At 68.6% G+C, this 16,465-nt stretch carries 14 protein-coding genes; 3 read left to right on the forward strand and 11 right to left on the reverse strand.

Features of this window, described 5'->3' with window-relative positions:
* Positions 1 to 46 precede the first annotated feature (46 nt).
* Positions 47 to 733, forward strand: coding sequence for a hypothetical protein (locus ACT89H_RS28000; RefSeq protein WP_445111663.1), 687 nt, complete (start codon positions 47 to 49; stop codon positions 731 to 733).
* A gap of 37 nt (positions 734 to 770) precedes the next feature.
* Here ACT89H_RS28000 and ACT89H_RS28005 read toward each other — a convergent pair whose 3' ends face one another.
* From ACT89H_RS28005 to ACT89H_RS28050, 10 genes are all read right to left on the reverse strand, one after another.
* Positions 771 to 1,565, reverse strand: a complete 795-nt coding sequence (locus ACT89H_RS28005) for an HAD family hydrolase (RefSeq protein ID WP_445111664.1) — start codon at positions 1,563 to 1,565, stop codon at positions 771 to 773.
* Positions 1,566 to 1,663: 98 nt separating this feature from the next.
* The gene (locus ACT89H_RS28010; RefSeq protein WP_445111665.1) at positions 1,664 to 3,772 is read right to left on the reverse strand and encodes an Hsp70 family protein; all 2,109 of its coding nucleotides are present in this window, start codon (positions 3,770 to 3,772) and stop codon (positions 1,664 to 1,666) included.
* Between the two features lie 472 nt (positions 3,773 to 4,244).
* Complete coding sequence (locus ACT89H_RS28015) at positions 4,245 to 5,831, reverse strand: FAD-dependent oxidoreductase (protein WP_445111666.1); 1,587 nt, start codon at positions 5,829 to 5,831, stop codon at positions 4,245 to 4,247.
* Between the two features lie 5 nt (positions 5,832 to 5,836).
* The gene (locus ACT89H_RS28020) at positions 5,837 to 6,844 is read right to left on the reverse strand and encodes an AurF N-oxygenase family protein (RefSeq protein ID WP_445111703.1); all 1,008 of its coding nucleotides are present in this window, start codon (positions 6,842 to 6,844) and stop codon (positions 5,837 to 5,839) included.
* 161 nt (positions 6,845 to 7,005) lie between these two features.
* The gene (locus tag ACT89H_RS28025) at positions 7,006 to 8,112 is read right to left on the reverse strand and encodes an Hsp70 family protein (RefSeq protein WP_445111667.1); all 1,107 of its coding nucleotides are present in this window, start codon (positions 8,110 to 8,112) and stop codon (positions 7,006 to 7,008) included.
* Positions 8,113 to 8,702: 590 nt separating this feature from the next.
* Positions 8,703 to 9,698 (reverse strand): sulfate/molybdate ABC transporter ATP-binding protein, encoded by a 996-nt coding sequence (locus ACT89H_RS28030; RefSeq protein ID WP_445111668.1) that lies wholly within the window; start codon positions 9,696 to 9,698, stop codon positions 8,703 to 8,705.
* A complete protein-coding gene (gene cysW, locus ACT89H_RS28035; RefSeq protein WP_445111669.1) occupies positions 9,695 to 10,501 on the reverse strand; it encodes a sulfate ABC transporter permease subunit CysW in 807 nt (268 codons plus the stop codon). Before cysW ends, ACT89H_RS28030 begins: the two co-directional genes overlap by 4 nt.
* A 67-nt stretch (positions 10,502 to 10,568) precedes the next feature.
* Positions 10,569 to 11,369, reverse strand: a complete 801-nt coding sequence (gene cysT, locus ACT89H_RS28040; protein ID WP_445111704.1) for a sulfate ABC transporter permease subunit CysT — start codon at positions 11,367 to 11,369, stop codon at positions 10,569 to 10,571.
* A gap of 128 nt (positions 11,370 to 11,497) precedes the next feature.
* The gene (locus ACT89H_RS28045) at positions 11,498 to 12,544 is read right to left on the reverse strand and encodes a sulfate ABC transporter substrate-binding protein (protein WP_445111670.1); all 1,047 of its coding nucleotides are present in this window, start codon (positions 12,542 to 12,544) and stop codon (positions 11,498 to 11,500) included.
* 206 nt (positions 12,545 to 12,750) lie between these two features.
* The gene (locus ACT89H_RS28050) at positions 12,751 to 12,840 is read right to left on the reverse strand and encodes an Ms4533A family Cys-rich leader peptide (protein WP_321210233.1); all 90 of its coding nucleotides are present in this window, start codon (positions 12,838 to 12,840) and stop codon (positions 12,751 to 12,753) included.
* 69 nt (positions 12,841 to 12,909) lie between these two features.
* On the opposite strand from ACT89H_RS28050, the gene ACT89H_RS28055 reads away from it, so the two are divergent.
* Positions 12,910 to 13,965, forward strand: coding sequence for a M48 family metallopeptidase (locus ACT89H_RS28055; RefSeq protein ID WP_445111671.1), 1,056 nt, complete (start codon positions 12,910 to 12,912; stop codon positions 13,963 to 13,965).
* Positions 13,966 to 14,045: 80 nt separating this feature from the next.
* Here ACT89H_RS28055 and ACT89H_RS28060 read toward each other — a convergent pair whose 3' ends face one another.
* Positions 14,046 to 14,324 (reverse strand): hypothetical protein, encoded by a 279-nt coding sequence (locus tag ACT89H_RS28060; protein WP_445111672.1) that lies wholly within the window; start codon positions 14,322 to 14,324, stop codon positions 14,046 to 14,048.
* Between the two features lie 136 nt (positions 14,325 to 14,460).
* Here ACT89H_RS28060 and ACT89H_RS28065 point away from each other — a divergent pair, with 136 nt between their 5' ends.
* Positions 14,461 to 16,443 (forward strand): glycoside hydrolase family 15 protein, encoded by a 1,983-nt coding sequence (locus ACT89H_RS28065; RefSeq protein WP_445111673.1) that lies wholly within the window; start codon positions 14,461 to 14,463, stop codon positions 16,441 to 16,443.
* The last annotated feature ends 22 nt before the right edge of the window (positions 16,444 to 16,465 follow it).

Below are 16,465 nucleotides of genomic sequence, written 5' to 3' on the forward strand. Positions count from 1 at the left end.
CGGGCGCGAGCGTCCGAGTGACGTTGCCGCATGCTAGGAATGTGACATGGCCGAGTCGTTCCGCACCACCTCCTGCGCCGGCCACGGACATCCCGAGTTCACCGTCCAGTTCACCGAGCCGCAACTGCCCGGCATGGAGAACTGGCTGCTGTCGTATCTGGAGTCCACCGTCGCGGCAGGCACGCGCTACCAGCCCGGCGAGACGATCCGGATCGGCTGGAATCTGGTCCGGGTGCGCGGCCGCGACGACGGCACATTGGGGCTCGCCGAACGCACCGATGCGCAGACCTGGACCGAGCAGGTCGACCGCACCCTGCGCGATGTGTGGTACCAGCGCGAAGTCGCCGCCGGTGTCGGTTTGGCGGATCGTCTGGACTTTCCCGGCGAAGACCAGCAGGCGGTCGTCTCGTCGTGCGGGCTCGAATCACCGGTGCTGGTGCTGGCCCGCGCCGCGACCGACGACCCGGACTTCTCCGGCTGGTCGGTCGAGTGCTTCGAAGACCACGCGCATCGCTCGTCGTACTACACCACGCTGCTCGAACTGGCCACCGCCATGCCCTTCGCGGTGCAGTTCCTCGCCCTTCCCGGCACGACAACAGTGCTGATCGAAAGCCCCGAGATCACCCCCACCGGTACCATCCGGCCGCACATCGTGGACGCCGAAGGCGTGGAACTGTGCCCGATTCCCGGCTCTTACCTGGACTACCTGATCAACGGCTCGCCGGCCGAGTAGCCGGGCGCGCCGGATGGCATCCCGCTCGATCGCAGCGTCAGGGACGAAACCATCGTTCCAGGACGGTGGCGACGCCGTCGTCGAGGACGTGGCCGGTGACTTCGTCCGCGAGGTCGCGAATGTCCGAGGGCGCGTTCGCCATCGCGACCGAATGCGCTGCCCAGCGCAGCATGTCCCGATCGTTGTAGCCGTCACCGATGGCCAGCGTCGCTTCCTCCGGGACGCCGAGGGCGGTGCGGAGTTGTTCCAGCGCCCAGCCTTTCGACACGCCCTGGCGGGAAACGGTGAGCCACGGCCCGAACTCGCCGTGCACCCAGCTCGCACCCGGTACGCGCAAGGAACGCAGCGCCAGCAGCATCTCCTCCAGCGAACCGTCCGGCAACCAGCCGTTCAGTCGCGGCGTCGGTTCGCTGCTCAACGCGTGGTGATCGACGAGCAGGTATTCGCCGAGTGAGAATTCGCCGGGACTCGCTCCCGTGGCCCAGGTGCCGATGCCGACCTTCTCCACGGCGAAGATCATCGCCGGGAACAGCGCGCGTAACGCGGTGATCGCCGGCGCGGGGTCGAACGACTGGATCGTCACCGGTTCACCCCTGGCCACGTCGATGTGCACGGCGCCGTTCGAGCACAGGGCATGCCCCTCGCGCAGACCGAGTTCGGTGAGCACCGGACGGGTGGCCAGCAGCGTGCGTCCGGTGGCTACTACGACATGCGCACCCGCCGACACGGCCGCGCGCACCGCCGCGGCCACTCGCTCGCTGATCGGTGTTCCCGTAACCAGCATCGTCCCGTCCACGTCCAGCGCGATCAGCTGGGGACCCCCGGCAGCCATCAATCCATTGTGCCCCCGCGCCGCCGTGCCCCGCCGCCGAATTCGGCGCGCCCAGATCCGCACCGGCACCTGACGATTCGCCGCCCGGACCGGCGCCGCTATCGACCTCGCCCTCCGCCTCCGCCCGCACCACCGGCGCCTCCTCTGGACGACCCGCTTCCCGACGCCCCGCCGATCGAGCCGGACCGGCCCGGCGAGCCGCTGGAGGACGAAGCGCCCGAGGAGTTCCCGCCCCGGTGGCCACCCGCCGACGCCGCGCCGCCCGGACGCCCGCTCGATGCCGAGCCGCCGGTCGACCAATCGCCGGCCGACGAGGACGAGCCATGGGGCGAGGGCTTTCTCGCCGGCCCGTCCGACGACGAGCTGCCCGCCGAACCGGCCGGGGACGCACCGTGTGCCGTGGAGTTCCCGGACGACCCTCCCGACGGCGATCCACCGGTCGACTCGCCCGGCGAGTCGTCGGACGGTCCGTGCGCGGTGGAATCATTCGGCGCACCACCGCTCGAAGCGCTTGCCCCGGGCGGCGTTTCGCCGGTGGATGTTCCGTCGGACGACGACCCGGCGGCGCTCGCTGTTCCGGACGAGGACGAACCCGATGCGGCGGGCTCGACATGCTCGCCCGATGCCGTACCGGCACCCGGCGAGTCGGACGTTCCGGGCGACGGACTTCCCGCGGAGTTCCCCGGCGTCCCACCGGGCTCCACCGGCTTCGACCCATTCCGCTGTGCCGGACCAGTGGGACCCGGCGCTCCCGCCGGCGTGCCCGGAGCGGATATTCGACCAGGCGCGGGCGGGTTCGGCCCCGACTCCGGTCCTGGCAGCGGTAGACCAGCAGCCGGCGCCTGCCCGGGAACGGGAGGCTGGGTGATGTCTGCCGGCACCGGCGGCAGGACCGGGCCGAACGGCAGTGGATTCACGAAATAGGCGGGATCGCCATATCCTCGATAGCGCAAGTTCCCAGGGACGCAGCGGTTTCGCGGATCACTGTGGGAGCCGATCCGCGACTCGGCCACCGACGGACCATAACCGGCGCCGCGCGGAACCGGCGTGATGAATCGGGTATAGCTGGAGGTCGACTCCGAGAGGAGCGAGGGGAGCGCCCGCCCCGAGGTCCAGGCGGCGGGCACGACCATCCCCGACCGGGCACCGGCGAGGCGCTCGCCGCCGAGGTCGCCCAGCACACCGTCGGCCGGCACGCTGATCTCCGGAAGACGCTCGAGCATCGGTGCCGGCTCGGGGACCGTGGGGCCGCCGAAGACCGTGACCGCCGACATGGCCACCGCGGAGACCACCGCGGCGCTGGAGAACACCGCGACGCGAGGCGCGTGGGATCGGCGGTCCGACGCGCCGAGCGCCGTGATGCGCGCCGCCATCAGGGCGGCGCCCGCGGCGATCGTCTGACCGGGATCGGCCGAGATCACTACGGGGCGGCCGAGTTCGGCGAGCGTCCGGGCCACCTCCGCGGGCCGGGACGCGCCGCCCACCAGCAGAACGCGGCCGATATCGGACAGCGTGATGTGCGCCTCACGCACACAATCGCGGACCAATTGGAGCGAGTCCTGCACATGGGCGGTGCGCAATCCGTCGATATCGACGATGGAGGTCATCGACAGTCCGGCCGATGACATGTCCGGGGCGTACCGCGCGATCATCGACCCCAGCGGTCGGCCACCGAAGTCGTGGGAACGCGCGGGCTTTCCGATCATCGGATGGTTGTCCCAGTCCGGGCCGACGCGCACGATGCTCACGTCGAGGCTGGTGCCGCCGAGGTCGTAGATCAAGACGAAATCGGTCTCCAGCGGGCCGTGTTCGTGCTCCAGCCACTCCGCCGCCGCGATGGGTTCGGGCACCAGCAGCACGTCTCCCGCCCCGGATAGGTCCAGTGCCTGGCGCAGCAACGCGACCTGCTTGCCGGAATAGACCGCCGGGTAAGTGGTGACGACGCCGGCGTCCGACGCGGCCGGCTCGAGGGCCCTGAGCTCGTTGACCACCGCGGCGACCAGATTCGCCGGCGACCAGATGCGACCGCCGATGATCACCGCTTCCGGATCACGGCTCAGATCGGCGAAATCCGTGACTGCCGTGCTGAATTGCGCGATCCCGCCCAGGCGCAGCCCACCCGCGCTGTCGAAGGTCACCGCGGTGCGCCGAGATCGCACCACCGGTCGTGGCCGATCCGCGCTGACCGAAGCCGTCACGGAATTCACTGCACCGATGCTGAAACCCAGACCTGTCGTCATTCGCTATCCCGTCAACGCACCGTGACCACGTCCAGCACATGGCGTTCCCCTGTGGCCGCGGTCGTCTTCCAAACAGCCACCACAGGTTAGCTGTTTCGCGTCCGCATGGATGCGCAATTGATATGGATTGTTCAACCCGGCCGCAATAGTCGTCCGAATTGCCAGGTAAATGCGAGTAAGTACGTGCGTTCAGCCCACTCGACACCACGAATCTCGCTGAGTCAACGACCTTCCCGCTACCGAACAGCGATCTCGATATCGGGTGAACAACCCGACCTTTCGCCGGTTTGCCACACTAAGAACGCACTGCGCGACTGGTAGATAACCAGATCCTTGCCAGCCCCGCACCTCTCGGGGCGCCGACACCGCACGGCGACCTCCGGACATGGGACCGCCTCGAGATATCGGCGCGGCCGGGCTACCTCGAGGCGGAGTCCGTTCAGGCGCGCGCCAGCAAGCGGCGGACCCAGCCGGGACGAGCTTCCACCGCTCCCCCGGCGCGAACCGCGGGCTGCCGCAGTCGCACCAGCCGATCCAATTCCGCTGCGGTGCCGATGGGTTCGGGCAGCCGGCCCGCGTTGAAGTCGGTGGCCAGCTGCCGCACCGTCTCCTGCGCACAGGACTTGTTGGTCCCGATGAAGCCGGTAGGCCCGCGCTTGATCCAGCCGGTCACGTAAGTACCGGTGACCACGGGGCCGCCCGCGCGCTCCAGCACCCGGCCGTCCTGGTTCGGGATCACCGCGGCCTGCTCGTCGAACGGCACGCCGGGCACCGCGACACCGCGGTAGCCGACCGAGGTGAGCACCAGCCCCGCGTCCAGTCGATCGGTCTGCCCGGTCGCGACGGCGCTGACGCGGCCGTCGGAATCGGCGACCAGCGCGGTGCGGCCGATTTCCAGACCGGTCACCCGCTCGGTGCCGAGTATCTCGGTGGGCGCGGCACGATACCGGAACACGATGCGCTTGCGCTCCCCCACCGGCCGGGTGCGCACGCTGTGCAGCAGCCGCAGCTTCTGCTCGACATGGAAGGGCAGTTCCGCGCCGCACTCCGGCAGCTCGCCCTCGATCACGATGTCCACGTCACACCCGAGCAGGCCGACGAATTCCGGCACGGTGAAGGCGGATTCGAGCGGACCGCGCCGCCCGAGCACGACCACCTCCTCGATCTTGCTCGCGCGCAACGCCCGCAGCGCGTACGGCGCGATGTCGGTGCCGGTCAGCGCCGCGGCGTCGCTGGTGAGCACGCGCGCGACATCGAGCGCGACATTGCCGTTGCCGACGATGACGGCACGTCGGCGGGACAGGCCGAAGGCACGGTCGGCGTAGTCCGGATGACCGTTGTACCAGGCGACGAAGTCGGTGGCCGACACGGTGCCCGCCAAGCCCACACCCGGGATGCCGAGCGTGCGATCCGACGACGCGCCGATCGCGTAGATCACGGCGTGGAAGTGGTCGAGCAGTTCGGTATGCGAAATGTGCCCACCCACCTCGACGCTCGAGTACGAACCGAACCCCGGCTGCGCCGCGATGACGTCGAACAGCTCGCCGACCCCGCGGGTCTTGTCATGGTCCGGCGCGACACCGTACCGGGCCAGCCCGTAGGGCAGCGGCAGCCGCTCGAACACCGTCACCGACACGTCCGGCTGGGTCAGCAGTTCGTCGGCGGCGTACATCGCCGACGGCCCCGAGCCGACTATGGCCACCCGCAGCGGCGTGCGTTCGGTGTGGATCCGTGCCGCTGGCACCGGTCGCGCCAGCAGGGGGCGCGGCCGCGCCTGCCGGTAGAAATCGGCGTTGATCTCGATGAACGGCTTCTGCTCAGCGGTCAGCTTGTGCGCTGACACGATGGCGTCGACCGGGCACGCGGTGGCACAGGCGCCGCAGTCCACGCACGCCTTGGGGTCGACGTACAGCATCTCCGCCGTCCGGAAGTCCGGTTCGTCGGGCGTGGGATGAATGCAGTTCACCGGGCAGGCGTACACGCAGGACGCGTCGCTGCAACAGGATTGGGTGACGACGTAGGGCATCCGACTCAGGCGGCGTCGCTCGCGGCGCGCAGCGGCTCCGACCGGTACCGGCTACCCGGGCCGTCTATGCCGAGCGCTTTCCAGACGGCCTTGGCGACCGGGTTCATCAACCCGATGTCCTCGGCCAGGGCGCGCACGTCGCAGAAGTAGGCGCTGAAGGCCTGCTTGGCCTCCTTCGAACCGTAGAACAGTTCCTTGCGAACCTTCTCCGGGATGTCGAACTCCGTGAAGAACGACCGCGGCGGGGTGACGATCGCGCGACCGAGGATCCACATGACGATCGGCATGGCCAGCGACAGGATGAACTTCTGCGCGGGTTTCGCCTGCGGCACATGGTTGTTCAGGAACGCGTGCGCGAACGAGATGTGCCGCGCCTCTTCGGCGACGTGGATCGCCATCACGCCGCGCATGATCGGGTGCACCTCGTCGCCCGAGCGCAGGATCTGCTTCTGGATGTGGTCGATCGGCTCCTCACCGGCCAGCACCGCCATGAAGAACAGGTTCGGGAACCGGGCCGCGACGGCCGCGCCCACGTACTCGAGCTTGCTGACCAGCGGGCCCATACCCGGCACGTCCAGCCCGATCCGGTTGACCATCTCCTGGAACATCAGAGTGTGGTTGTGCTCCTCGATCATCTCGTGGGAGCAGTACCGGAACTCCGGCGAGCCGTTGGGCAGGCCGGCGTTGTAAATGACCATGCCGCTGATCAGGATCGACTCGAATTGCAGGCCGACCTTGGCGATATTCGCCTGCCGGTACTTGCCTATCGCGATCTTCCGCTCGGTCGACAGCGCCTGGTACCAGGGGTGGCGGGCCATCGTGTCGGCGGACACGGGCAGGATCCAGCGCTCTTCCCCCGCGTCGGCGGCGAAGTCCGGATCGTCCCAGTCGATGTCCTCGAACGGATCGAAGTGCTTGTCGACCGATCCCTCGGAGAGCAGCAGCAGCTTCGCGGCGTACTCCTGCGCCTTCTTCAGATCGGGATCGACAGCTGGTGTCACGGCTGCGGACATCGTCGTCACCGCCTCTCCTCGATAGGACTATTTAACTGTATCCCATGGTTACACCAACGGAGAGTAACGTCAACCCAGCAGTTGCTAGGGCCGTCCGGCGATGGCGCCCTCATCACGCGCACCGCCGGACGGCCCTTGTTCATCGCGGCCGGCTCCGGGGCCTAACTCACCAGCACCCCGTCACCGACCGCAAGGATCGAGGTTCCGAAACCCCACGCTGCCGACATACTCGTGACGACAACCACCCGGCCCAATCGGCGCCTGGTCCGGCGCGACAACATCAGGGCCCGCGTAGCGGCACGACGACGAACCCGCCGACGACGAACCCGGCGCAATTCGGCCGCCGCCTCCGCCGCGGCCGCCGCCCTCCGCCCGAGGATCGCGGCGCCGTCCGCGGTGGTCCGCTCCGGATCCGCGGCGGCGATCACCGGCCGGGCCAGCTCCGCGGCCAGGACCTGGGCCACCTCGGCCGGTCGCGCCGCCCCGCCCACCACCAGGACGCGGTCGACGTCGGCCATGGTGACGTCCGCGACCCGCAAGCAGCGGTAGACGAGTTCGAGCGATTCCCGCACATGCCGGACGCGCAGTTCGCCTGCGATGGTGTCCGCGACGGATTCGGTGACCGACGAAGCGGGCAGCCCCGGTCGGGCGTGCGCGGCGATCAACGCGCCGAACGCGCGTCCACCGAATTCCGTCGACCGCAGCGAGACGCCGACGATCGGATTGCGCGGACATCCCGCCCCGACCCGGACCAACGTGACATCGAGCCCGGCGCCGCCGAGGTCGTAGACGAGGGTGAGACCGGGCACGAGCGGACCGCGGTCGGCCTCCAGCCACGCCGCCGCCGCCACGGGTTCGGCCACCAGCGCCACCTGCGTGAGATCCACGCCGTCCAGCGCGGCGCGCAACGCGTCCACCTGCTCGTCGGCGTAGCGGGCCGGATAGGTCACCGCGATGCCGAGCCCGCTTCCGCAGTCCGGATGATCCTGTCGCACCTCGTCGATCAGAGACTTCGCCACCGCCGCGACGAGATCCGCCGGGGCCAGCGCACGATTGCCCACCCGCGCCCACGTGCTGGAACGCTGCGTGAGGTCGGCGAATTCGGTGACCGCGCGGCCGTGCCGGGGAATCATGCCGACCCTGGCCACGCCGGTGCTGTCGAAGGTCAGCGTGGTGCGGCGCGTGATGGTCTGCGCCCGCTGCGTTTTGCGTCGCCCCGGCGGAGCCTTGGCCGAACCTTCCTCCGCGAGAACGGAAACCGTGTTCACCGTACCGATGCTCAACCCGAGACCAACCGCCATCGCAATCCACCCGATCGCCGTGCCGATTTGCTTCGAACGCCGTTTAGGCAACCACTCCGTGATCTTCGTGCCAAGTCCGGACAACCGATTGTCCGCACGCCGCCTGTGCCCCGCCGAACTCGTTCCCGCGAGCTTCGGCGCCCTCACCTGGCCGACCAGCGCTACACATGCCGTCCAGTCGGATTTCCTTGCGACACGCGAGGATAGATCGTGCCCGGTGGGAGTTTGCCGGATTCCGATCACCGGTCCGCACCTCAGCTGGCGATAGCGCTCCACATGGGGAGACTTTCCTTGACGGATCCAAACAGTGCGATGCCGACAATTAGCCAATTGTCCGGCGCAGCGGGACGGCGGCGATCGTGGACAGTTACGGGCACCGGTCCGAGTCGGTCTGATGTGGTTACAGCCGTCCTACCAGCGCGCGACCGACCGCGCCGCCGGCAACCGTTGCGCGGCGCGGCGGGACGGCAGTGGCCACGGCGATGCCGGGAGCGCAGCAACTTCTCGGCGCTACACTCCCGCGGGCCGACCGGGTATGCGATCGGCCACCGAATCGTTCAGTGGGCAGGCAATTCCGGGATGCGAGTGGCGCGGACGTAGACCGTCTCACCGCCCGACAGCCGCAGCGCTTCGGCGTCACCGCGGGTGACCTGCGCGGCGAACAGGTCGCCGGTTGCGGCGTTGCGCAACTCCACGCGCACCTCGAAGCCGAGACGCACCACGCGCTCGACCGTCGCCCTGGTGACGCCCGCGGAGTCGGCGGTGCCCTCGTGCTCGGCCAGCGCCATGCCGGGGTCCCGGCCGACGCGAATGTCATGTGGCCGCACCAGGTGTCCGTTGAGCCGGGCCACCGCGCCGAGGAACGACATGACGAACTCGTTGGCCGGCCGGTCGTACACGTCCTCCGGAGTGCCGATCTGTTCGATGCGGCCGGCGTTCATCACCGCGATCCGGTCGGCGACGTCGAGCGCTTCCTCCTGATCGTGGGTGACCAGCACGGTGGTCACGTGGACCTCCTCGTGCAGTCTGCGCAGCCAGGTCCGCAGGTCGGCGCGGACCTTTGCGTCCAGCGCGCCGAACGGCTCGTCGAGCAGCAGCACCTGCGGATCGACGGCGAGCGCTCGAGCCAGCGCCATACGCTGGCGCTGGCCGCCCGACAGCTGAGCCGGGTAGCGGTGCTGGAAGCCGTCCAGTCCCACGATGCCGAGCAATTCGTCGACGCGCTTGTCGATCTCGTTCTTCGGGCGCTTGCGGATCTTCAGGCCGAACGCCACATTGTCGCGTACGGTCATGTGCTTGAACGCCGCGTAGTGCTGGAACACGAAGCCGATGTCGCGCTTCTGCGGCGGCACCCGGGTGACATCGCGCCCTGCGATGCTGACCACGCCGGAGTCCAGCGACTCCAGTCCGGCGATCGAGCGCAGTAGCGTCGACTTTCCCGAGCCCGACGGACCCAGCAACGCGGTGAGCTCGCCGGAGGGTATCTCCAGGCTGACGTCGTCGAGGGCCGCGAACGTACCGTAGTTCTTGTTCGCGTTGGTCACGGTGATCACTTTGTGCCCCGCTTACGTTCGAGGAGGGTCATCAGCAGAAGGGTGACGAGCGCGATGCCCATCAGCAAGGTCGCGGCGGAGTAGGCGCCGAAGGTGTTGTGGTCGTTGATGTACCGGCCGTGCACGAGCAGCGTCAGCGTCTGCGACTTGCCGGGCAGCGCGGAGGACACCATGATCACGGCGCCGAACTCGCCGAGCGCGCGGGCCACCGTGAGCACCACGCCGTAGGTCAGGCCCCAGCGGATCGCGGGAAGCGTGATCCGCCAGAAGGTCTGCCACTTCGACGCGCCCAGGGTGGCCGCGGCCTGTTCCTGGTCGTCGCCGATCTCGTGCAGCACCGGCTCGACTTCGCGCACCACGAACGGCAGTGTGACGAAGATGGTGGCGATCACCATGCCCGGCAGGTTGAAGATGACCTTGAAGCCCACGTCTTCCAGGCCGCCGAACCAGCCGCCCGCGCCCCAGAGCAGGATCAGCGAGACGCCGACCACCACGGGCGAGACCGCGAACGGCAGGTCGACGATGCCCTGAACCAGATTGCGGCCCGGGAACTTTCCACGCACCAGTGCGAGCGCCGTCACGATGCCGAACACCACGTTCACCGGGACGGTGATCGCGACGATCAGCAGGGAGAGCTGGAACGCCGAGACCGCCGCAGGCGTGGTGATCGAGTCGATGAACGCGCCGATCCCCCGCTCGAACGTGCGCCACAGAATGATGATCAGCGGCAGGAGCAGCAGCACGAACAAGTAGCCGAGCGCCACCGTCCGCAACGAGATCCGAGTCAGCGGATGCAGTTTCATCTACCCCGCTCCGTCCCAGGTGAGTTCCCGCACCCCGGCGACGCGAGGCGCTGTGCGCGATCGTGTGTCATCGGGTCGCCTGCTCCTTGCGCGCGCTGCGTTCGGCGAGCAGTCGCAGGACCAGCAGCGTCGCGAACGAGATGGCCAGCAGCGCGACCGACACGGCCGCCGCGTTCACCGGCCGATCGATCTCGATCTGCTTCTGGATGTACTGGGAGGCCATCTCGGTCTTGCGCGGGATCGCGCCGCCGATCAGCACCACCGAACCGTACTCGCCGATCGCACGGGCGAAGGCCAGTCCGCCGCCGCTGATGATCGCGGGCGTCAGCGCGGGCAGCACGATCCTGCGGAACGTGGTCCAGTTGTTCGCGCCCAGCGAGAGCGCGGCCTGCTCCACCTCGCGGTCGGCCTCGATCAGCACCGGCTGCACCGAACGCACCACGAACGGCAGCGTGACGAACGCCAACGCGACCACCAAGCCCGGCTGGGTGGCGTTCAAATGCACGTCGATCGGACTCTGCGGACCGTACAGCGCGAGCAGCACGATACTGGCGACGATGGTCGGCAGCGCGAACGGCAAGTCGATCAGCGCGTTGACCACACCTTTGCCGGGAAACCGGTCGCGGACCAGCACCCAGGCGATCAGCGTGCCCATCACCACGTTGATCACCGCCACCACCACCGAGACCAGCACCGTGATGCGCAGCGAGTCCAGCGCGGCGGGCGCGGTGACGGCGTCCCAGAAACCGGACCACCCGTCCTCGAAGCTCGTCACGGTGAGCGCCGCCAGCGGCAACAGCACGATGATGCTCAGCCACAGCACCGCGGTGGCGATGCCGAGCGGGCCCACCGAGCCGGTCACGCGCAGCCACGACCAGTTCCAGCGGCGTTCCCGGCGCGCGGGTTCGGGGACGCCGGGACCGTCTGCCTGCGCGGTCCCGGCGTTACTGCTCGTAATCACAATCGTCCAGTATCGCGTGTAACGGGGGTCACCCGTTACTTGGTCGCCTGGTCGTAGATCACCGCGACCGAGCCGGTGTTCGGGGTGAACAGTTCCTTGTCCACGGTCTTCCAGCCGCCGAGGTCGGCGATCGTCCACAGCTTCTGCGGGGTCGGGAAGTCCTTGGCGTAGTCGGCGGCGACCTTCGGATCGACCGGGCGGAAACCGGCGGCGGCCCAGGCCTTCTGCCCCTCGGTGGTGAACAGGAAGTCGCGGAAGGCGACGGCCTTCTGCTGGTTCTTGCTGTTCTTCAGCACCGCGACCGGGTTCTCGATCTTGAACGTGACCGGCGGGACGAAGTGCTCGATCTGATCGCCGTTGCGCTCGGAGAAGATCGCCTCGTTCTCGTAGCTCAGCAGGACGTCACCGGTGCCCTGCAGGAAGGTCTCGGTCGCCTCGCGGCCGGACTTGGGCTGCACCTTCACGTGCTCCTTGGAGACCAGCTTGCTCAGGTAGTCCAGGCCCGCCTGCGGGTTCTTGCCGCCGTCGCTCTTCGCCGCGTACGGCGCGAGCAGATTCCACTTGGCCGAACCGGAGCTGAACGGGTTCGGCGTGACCACCTCGACGCCCGGCTTCAGCAGGTCGTCCCAATCCTTGATGCCCTTCGGGTTGCCCTTGCGCACGACGATCGCGACCACCGAGCCGAACGGGATGCCTTTGGTGGCGTCGGCGTTCCAGCTCGCGTCCACCAGCCCCGCGTCGACGAGGCGGGTGATGTCCGGCTCGACCGAGAAGTTCACCACGTCGGCCTCGGCGCCGTCCTTCACCTTGCGGGACTGGTCGCCGGAGGCGCCGTAGGACTGCTGGATCTGGACGCCCTTGCCCTGTTCGGTCTTGTTGAACGCCGGGATCACCTTGTCGAAGCCGGGCTTCGGCACGGCGTAGGCGTAGAGGTTCAGGGTGCCGCCGCTGCCGTCGGAAGCGCCTCCCCCGACCGTGTCGCTGGCTCCACCGCCGCACGCGGTCAGCGCGACCGCCGCGAGGGCGGCCAGAGCAACGGCGCTGTAGCGTCGACGCGGCGAAAGCCAGGATTTGCGAGCCATCGGGGTGGAACCTTTCGTGCGGACCGCCAGTTGTCCGGGAATTCATCGGTGGCGGCGACCATCTTTTTCGATTCGGCAGACCCGCCGATCGGGCGATACGGCAGCGGCGCGACTACGACCACAAGGGGCCGCTGGAAAGCGAAAGCACATCCGCGAGAAGCGCGCCGGTCTGCTGACAAACGAACGCGGATGTGCCGGGTCGCCGATCAGCGACAGTAGACGTCCGCGACCGCGAGGTCACCGACAGCGATCAACGCCAATTCATGGCGGACCTGCGGGACAGCGCTCGAAGACACGGGCAGACTGTAGCAGAGCCCAACGCGGAGTTCGAATCGAAGAGCCCAGGAAGAGGGGGGTTTCGTCCTATGACCACCAGCCCGGATCGCGTCCGCACGGCGTTCCCCGGCATCAGCACCCGCACGTGGGAGCACCCCGCCGACCGCACCGCCCTGGTCACCCTGCGGTCACTGACGGGGTTCGATGTGGTGCTGCGCACACTGTCGGGTTTGCTGCAGGAACGCCAGCACCGGCTGCTGTATCTGGCCACCGCGGTACGGGTCGACGAGCGGCAGTTCCGCACCCTGCACCACCTGCGCGAGGATTGCGTGCGGATCCTGGACGCCCCCACCACGCCGGAGCTGTTCGTGTTGCAGAGCCCGCAGGTGAACGCCCTCACCATCGGCATGGACCGCCCGTTCACCGTGCTGACCACCGGGTTGCTCGAGTTGATGGACACCGAGGAACTGCGCTTCGTGATCGGCCACGAACTCGGGCACGCGATGTCCGGCCACGCGGTGTATCGCACGATGCTGATGCACCTGCTGCGCGTCTCGGCGAGCGTCGGCTGGGTGCCCGTCGGCGGCTGGGCGCTGCGCGGCATCGTCGCGGCCCTGATGGAGTGGAGCCGCAAGTCCGAGCTGTCCGGCGACCGGGCCGGGCTGCTGTGCGGGCAGGATGTCGACGCTTCGGTCCGCGTGTACATGAAGACGGCCGGAGGCGCCTGGGTGAAGGAGATGAATCACGGGGCGTTCCTGGCCCAGGCCGACGACTACGAGCGGTCCGGCGATCTGCGCGACGGCGTGCTGAAGTTGCTCAACCTGGAGTTGCAGAGTCACCCGTTTTCCGTGCTGCGCGCGGCCGAACTACGCCGCTGGATCCAGAGCGGCGACTACGACCGCGTGCTCGCGGGCGACTATCCGCGCCGGGACCAGGATCGCGCCACCCGGATCACCGACGAGATGAAGTCCGCCGCCCGCACCTACCGCACGAACTTCGACCAGTCCGAGGATCCGCTCATCCGTACCGTGCGCACGCTGGGCCGGGATGTCGGCGCGGCGGCGAGCACGGTCGCCCACGAGGTAGGCGACACGGTCGCGAAGCTCGGCAAGCGGTTCGGCGACTGGCGCGGCGGCGGAAACTGACCGTCAGCGGGTGATCAACCAGGCGACGACGATCAGTACGAGCAGAGCGATGAGGGCGAGCTGAACCCGGGACCGAGGCATCAGTGCGCCCCGCTCTGCACGGGAGTGCGATCCGCGGCGACCTGTTGGGGTTCGAGCACCACCGCGGCGTCGGCCGGGGCGGGCCGTACCGGTGCGGGATGGACGCCGTACCGGCGATCCAGGATGCGCAGCACAGCACGCAGCACGCGATCGAGCCCGTAGGCGATGGCAAAGCTGATCGGGACCATGCCCAGGAGGACCACCAAGAACTGCGGGATGAACGGCAGTCCCGCCACCCACAGCTCGAAGCCGTCCCACCAACCTGCGATGCTATGCACGACTCCAGCCTAGTGGGTGCTGTCGGACGCAGTCCGCCCTCAACCCCGCGCATGGCCACAGCGAAGGTACGCCTTGTCGGTACGCCGCCAGAGCCGAGCGGTGGACGCCGGGCGCGCATGGGCCCGAAGATGGGGTATGGCGTCCTCCGATGACCTCACTCTCAACGACTCCGACGGCCTGCCGACCAACTTGGCCGAAACCCACCGCCGCGGCGCCTACCCGCCGATCGATGACTACGCCTTTCTATCCGACTGCGAGACGAGTGCCCTGGTCGCCAGCAATGGCGCGGTGGAATGGATGTGCGTGCCACGGCCGGACTCGCCCAGCATCTTCGGGGCGCTCCTGGACCGCAGCGCGGGGCACTTCCGCGTCGGGCCGTACGGCGTCAACGTGCCCGCCGCCCGCCGCTACCTGCCCGGCGGGATGATCCTGGAGACCACCTGGCAGACCGGCACCGGCTGGCTGATCGTGCGCGACGCGCTGGTGCTCGGACGCTGGCACAACAACGATCAGCGCAGCAAGACCCACCGGCGCACCCCGATGGACTGGGATGCCGAGCACCTGCTGCTGCGCACGGTGAAATGCGTGAACGGCACCGTGGAGCTGGAGGTGAGTTGCGAGCCCGCGTTCGACTACCACCGGGCCAGCGCCCGCTGGGAGTACACCGGCAAGGTGTACGAGGAGGCGACCGCCGTGCGCAGCGACGATCCCAGCGCCGGGCCGACCCTGGTGCTCACCACGGATCTGCGCCTCGGGCTCGAGGGCCGGGAGGCGCGCGCCCGCACCAGGATGAAGGAGGGAGACGAGGTCTTCGTCGCGCTCACCTGGTCGGAGCTGCCCGCGCCCCGCACCTTCGACGAGGCCGCCGGGAAGATGTGGCAGACCACCGAATGCTGGCGCCAGTGGATCACGCTCGGCAAGTTCCCCGATCACCCGTGGCGCAACTATTTGCAGCGTAGCGCGCTCACCCTCAAAGGCCTCACCTACGCCCCGACCGGCGCCCTGATGGCCGCCGCCACCACGTCTCTACCGGAATGCCCTGGCGGAGAACGCAATTGGGATTATCGTTACAGCTGGGTACGGGACGCCAGCTTCGCCCTGTGGGGTCTGTACACGCTCGGCCTGGATCGGGAGGCCGACGACTTCTTCGCGTTCCTCAACGACGCGACGACCGGCGAGGACGGGGAGCCCGTTCCGCTGCAGGTGCTCTACGGCATCGGAGGCGAGCGGCAGCTGGACGAGATCATCCTGGACCATCTCGGCGGCTACGACCAGTCCCGTCCGGTGCGCATCGGCAACAATGCCTACAACCAGGACCAGCACGACATCTGGGGCACCATGCTCGACGCGGTGTACCTGCATGTGAAATCGCGCCAGCAGGTGCCGGAGACGCTGTGGCCGCTGCTGGTCCGCCAGGTGCGCGCCGCCATCGAGCACTGGCAGGAGCCCGACCGGGGCATCTGGGAGGTGCGCGGCGAACCGCAGCACTTCACCTCGTCCAAGGTGATGTGCTGGGTGGCGCTGGATCGCGGCGCGAAGCTCGCCGAACTGCACGGTCAATACGACCACGCCGAGCAGTGGTACGCCATCGCGGAAGAGATCAAGGCCGATGTCCTGGCCAACGGTGTCACCTCCGAAGGCGTGTTCACCCAGGTCTACGGCGGCGACACGCTGGACGCCTCGCTGCTGCTGGTGGTGCTCACCCGCTTCCTGCCGCCCGAGGACGACCGTGTGCGCGCGACCGTGCTGGCCATCGCCGACCGGCTCACCGAGAACGGCTTGGTGCTGCGGTACCGGACCGAGACCACCGACGACGGGTTGAGCGGCACGGAAGGAGCGTTCACCATCTGCTCCTTCTGGCTGGTCTCCGCGCTGGTCGAGATCGGTGAGATCGAGCGGGCCAGGCACCTGTGTGAACGACTGCTCGGCTTCGCCAGCCCGCTGCGGTTGTACGCCGAGGAGATCGATCCGCGCAGTGGCCGCCACTTGGGCAACTTCCCCCAGGCGTTCACCCACCTCGCGCTGATCAACGCCGTGACCCACGTGATCCGTGCCGAGCATTCCAGGCACGCGGGCCGCTTCCAGCCCGCGCACACCCCGCAGGGTCATCCGGTCTGATACCGCCGGGCCCTTGCGGGCC

The organism is Nocardia aegles (assembly GCF_052545135.1).